Source organism: Skermanella stibiiresistens SB22 (assembly GCF_000576635.1).
In the GTDB taxonomy this organism is placed as follows: Bacteria; Pseudomonadota; Alphaproteobacteria; order Azospirillales; family Azospirillaceae; genus Skermanella; species Skermanella stibiiresistens.
The window spans coordinates 1-4268 of the sequence record NZ_AVFL01000083.1; the positions used below are offsets into that span (position 1 = coordinate 1).

Consider the following 4268-nt stretch of genomic DNA (forward strand, 5'->3'; position numbering starts at 1 on the left):
TTCAAGCCGGCGCAGCGGACCTGGAGCAGGAGATCGGCGCCGCGGCGGGACCATCGCATCTGCTGGGATTTGGTCATGCGGCGGTTGACCAGGAAGTTGGCCGTACCTTCGGTGAGCGATGTGCCGACCCGCAGACCGGCGCGATAGCGTTCGGCATAGTTGACCAGCCAAGCACTCTGGCTGGTCAGATAACGGTCGATCTCGCGCAGCGCCGTCCACAGCCGGCGTGACGACGGCTCCCTCTTCCGGCTGTCCTGTTCGCCCTGGAAGACAGGCATGACTGTGCGGATACGCTCGAGAGTGACCTTGGCATCCTTGGCCTTGCCGTTCCAGATCCGCCAGCGCAGGCGGTCGACTTCGGCGACGATCACCGCCCTGGCAGTCTCCCCCTCCGGAGTATCGGCCGGCAGGGTGCCGGCTGTCTTCCCGGCATGCTGCAGGCGCATGGCGATGTGGAACCAGTCCAGAAACGGCGGCGTCGTGACACCGGCATCGATCAGGATCGAGCGCAACCCGGAACAGCCGTCGGTGAACGCGATGATCCCGGTGTCGGCGGTCTGGCCGACTTCCCTAAGGCCGCGCCGGATCATCGCCTCGATCGCGGTGTCAGTCTTTGCCACTGCGGCGAACACCTGACGAGCTCCGTCAGATGTTTCGACATTGCCGAGGCGGATTTCGAGATGCCGCTGACCATCCTCACAGCTCCGAATGAAAGTTGAATCCAAAGTCAGGGTGATCGACGAGGCTGCGACCGCCGGCTCAGCCGGAGCGGCGCCCCGCAGTTCTTCGCCGACCTTGAGCGTGCAGGCGCGCAGGGTCTCAGGGTCGCTCCCGGCATCGATTGGCAGAAGGTGTTCGAGCACGCCGGCCGCGACCCGGTACGGCATGCAGGCGGAAAACTGCGCCCGGACCTGGTCGAGTTCAGGCGTCGAGCGGCAATGAGACGGCCAGCCGTGCCCAGCCTCCGCGCCGCCGCAACCGGCGCAGCGGTAGCGGGGTAACCGAAGCGTGACCTGACCGAACACGGTGGCGATCTGGTGAGGGCGATAGTCCTTGAGCTGGCACGCGGTTCCGCAGGAGCGACACAGCGGCCGTCGGACCGCATGATCCCGGATCTGGGCCGTGACGATTTCCTGCTGGACGAGGGCCACAAGCCGTTTGCCCTGCGCCAGGGTCAAGCCCAGAGCCGCGATGTCGCCCAGATCACCGGGGCAGTCGATCGCCATCACGTCGACGCTTCGGCTCGACCCATCGACCCCTGTTTCCACCAGGCGCAAAATCCACCCCATTCCCGATCCCCAACCAACCAAAAACTCGGCCGGTCATACCCTGCCCGCCACCGCACCCCCAATCGCTCGGCAGTCCCCAGCGGGGCGGTCTCTATACACCTGCCCGGACCGGCCGTGCGAACCTGATTTACGCACCAAAGCCGGGTGCCGTATTACTGTCTGCTGCCTTGATCGTCCTTCTCCGGCTGGATCTGGTATCTCACCGACCGCTCGACATACTCGATGCCGCTGGTTTCCTCATATGCCTTCTGAATGTCGGCCAGCGTCCGTGGCTCGGGCACTCGGATTTGATAGAACCGGCCGTCCCGGGTGCGATCCACCACTTCCACCCCTAGACGGTCGTTGATCGCCTGTATCTCCTCTTCGGACAGATCGCTTGAGAATTTGACCAGCAGATCCTCCGTCATGACCGGCTTGGGCTGCGGCTGGGAAGCTGCGGGCTGCTCAGCAAGGAGCGGTCCTGTGGTCCCTCCCACGATGATTGCCAACGCAAACGCCATGCACGCCTTCTCCCAACCCGCCATGCGACCTTACCTCTGTTCTCGGCAATCCCGAATTTTCCTGAAGCGGGTGCGGGAGCGGGTCCCGCGATCGATCATCGCGAACCGCTGATGCTGTTCTCCAGAACAGTCACGCTTTCGCCAGTCTTCTCATCGATCCTGACCGTCAGGTTGCCGAATCGCTCCGCCTGCCCCGCCGACGATACGGATGTGATCAGGCCGTTCGGCTCGGCACTGGCCACCTCCACCGAACTGGCAGCAGCCATCACCATTTCGGCAAGCTTGCCTCCAGCGGAGCAAGGAAACGCGCGGACCGTTATGGTGCCGGAATCGAATTCCATGGTGGCGCCGCTCGGCCACAGCTTCCAGTAGATAGTATACTGGCCGGCTGGCAGCCGGAGCGAATACTCGGAGGAGAGGTGCGTGCTTTCGCCATTGGCGGTGAACGAGTTGGTGCGGTACGAGCCCGTCCACATGACGTTCGGCTCCGCGCCCGTGTAGACGCCGGTACGGAAGGTTGTCGTCCCGCTGCCCGCAGTCCGGCGCGCCGAACCGTTGACCGTCACGTCCACATACATCGGATGGGGCAGGTTGAACGGCACCGAGACGACATTGGAATTGGTGTTGAAAGTGCGCCGCTCGGGCCAAAAGAATTCCTGGTATGCTTCGCGCGCCGGTTCGGCAGCGCATCCGTTGGCCGCGAGCGCTTTTTCCATGTTGATGCGGCCGCCAGTGACGCTGAGACCGGTGAGGGCCGGCACGGGGTCGGCGGTCTGCAGGATGAGCCGCTTGATCTCGGCGGACTTCATGTCCGGGTTTTGCCCCTTGATGAGTGCCGCAAGGCCGCTCACATGCGGCGTTGCCATCGAGGTGCCGTTGAAGTTGTCGTACTTGTTGCCCGGAGTTGTCGACCGGATGTTGACGCCGGGCGCGCCCACGTCGACCGTCGTCGCGCCGCGGTGCGAGAACGCCGCCTTGCCATCTGTTTCGGTGGTCGCCATGACCGACAGGACGTTCGGCACATCGTAGTTTGCCGGATAGAAGGGCGTGACGTCATTGTCCTGGTTGTTGTTGCCCGCCGCCGCCGTGAACAGGATCCCTGCCTTCTCCGCCTCGGCGATCGCGTCCTGGAGCGCGCGCGAGAAGCCGCCTCCGCCCCAGCTATTGTTCATGATGTGGGCACCCTTCTCCACGGCGTACTGGATGGCGTCGATCGCGCCGACCGTGGTGCCCGAGCCGTTGGCGTCGAGGAACTTCACTCCCATGATCTGCACCTTCCACGCCGCCCCAGAGACGCCGAGCGCATTGTCGGTCATGGCGCCGATCGTGCCTGAAACATGGGTGCCATGGCGGTTGTCATCCATCGGGTCGCCGGTCGGCGTGGCGGGGACGAAGTTGGCGCCGTGGACATCATCGACGATGCCGTTTCCATCGTCGTCGTTGTTGTTGCCGGGGGTTTCACCGGGGTTCCGCCAGATGTTCCCCGAGAGGTCCGCGTGACGGTAGTCGACACCGGTATCGATCACCGCGACCACCACGTCGGGACTTTCCTTCTGGATGTCCCACCCGGCCGGGGCGGCGATCTTCGGCCAAGCCCATTGCTGTGCGTAGTCCGTGTCGCCTGGCTCGACCTGGACATGGTAGCGGTAGACCGGCTCGATGAACTCGTAAGGCGGCAGAAGGCTGAGGCCGCTGCCGAGAGCGCCGATATCCGCACCCGGGTCAATGCTGATAACCTGTGCATTGATCAGGTCCAGGGTTCCGACGACCTGGAAATCGGACTGCGCCAACGCCGATCTCGCGCGGGACAGGGCGGCCTGGTCGCGGAACTTGACGATGAACTGACCGGGAACGACTTCCGGCTGCGCCGGGGCTGTGAATGTCGGAGTCTGCGACAATGCGGCATCCACGCCTGCAAGGGTCAACAGAATAGCGGTGCCAAGTAGAAGCCGGTTCTTCAAAGCATGAACAGCCATGTCACTTGTCCCTCTTAGCTTTTCTTCAGTGATCCACCCGAAGGACGAAATCGCCGGAAGATGCTGCCGGGGGGATGCAACATCCTTTGTCGGTTCGCCCGGCGCTCACAAATCCCGAGCCGTCAGCCAAATCCCTGCTTCGGTCCGATATCGGTATCATGGTCGGAAATCCGCAAGCCGATGATACAGTCGATGCTTTTCCGAAACGTTGGAAAGTGCGGAATAGGCGTTTCTGTGGATATATAATTCGTTGCCAGAAATATTGGTCAGCAATATTGAATGCTAACCGGCACTGATCATCACTGTCCAACAGCAAAATGATCTTGAAATTACCATAGCATACAAGCGCGCATTCCGGAGATAAAATAGGTATGTATACTTCAGAGTGTACGGCTATACCAGTAAATATGCAGTGTACATCAAGTGCTTGATAAAATTCAGCCCACCTCCGTTCTCAGGAACCGTTCGATGAAGCGGAAAGCGGCCGGGCGATTCTCCTCCCA

General features: G+C 62.1%; 3 protein-coding genes. All 3 read right to left on the minus strand.

Features of this window, described 5'->3' with window-relative positions; genetic code table 11:
* A partial coding sequence (locus N825_RS35440) for an ISKra4 family transposase (protein ID WP_198039085.1) occupies positions 1–1226 on the minus strand: 1226 nt, incomplete at its 3' end.
* 215 nt (positions 1227–1441) lie between these two features.
* Complete coding sequence (locus N825_RS35445; RefSeq protein ID WP_037462263.1) at positions 1442–1813, minus strand: S8 family serine peptidase; 372 nt, start codon at positions 1811–1813, stop codon at positions 1442–1444.
* Between the two features lie 71 nt (positions 1814–1884).
* Positions 1885–3765, minus strand: a complete 1881-nt coding sequence (locus N825_RS37450; protein WP_084165450.1) for a S8 family peptidase — start codon at positions 3763–3765, stop codon at positions 1885–1887.
* Between the last annotated feature and the right edge of the window lie 503 nt (positions 3766–4268).

What these genes read in the sequence shown, in the direction of transcription:
- N825_RS35445 (WP_037462263.1), bottom strand. Translation starts at nt 1,813, where the DNA reads ATGGCGGGTTGGGAGAAGGCGTGCATGGCGTTTGCGTTGGCAATCATC.
- N825_RS37450 (WP_084165450.1), bottom strand. Translation starts at nt 3,765, where the DNA reads ATGGCTGTTCATGCTTTGAAGAACCGGCTTCTACTTGGCACCGCTATT.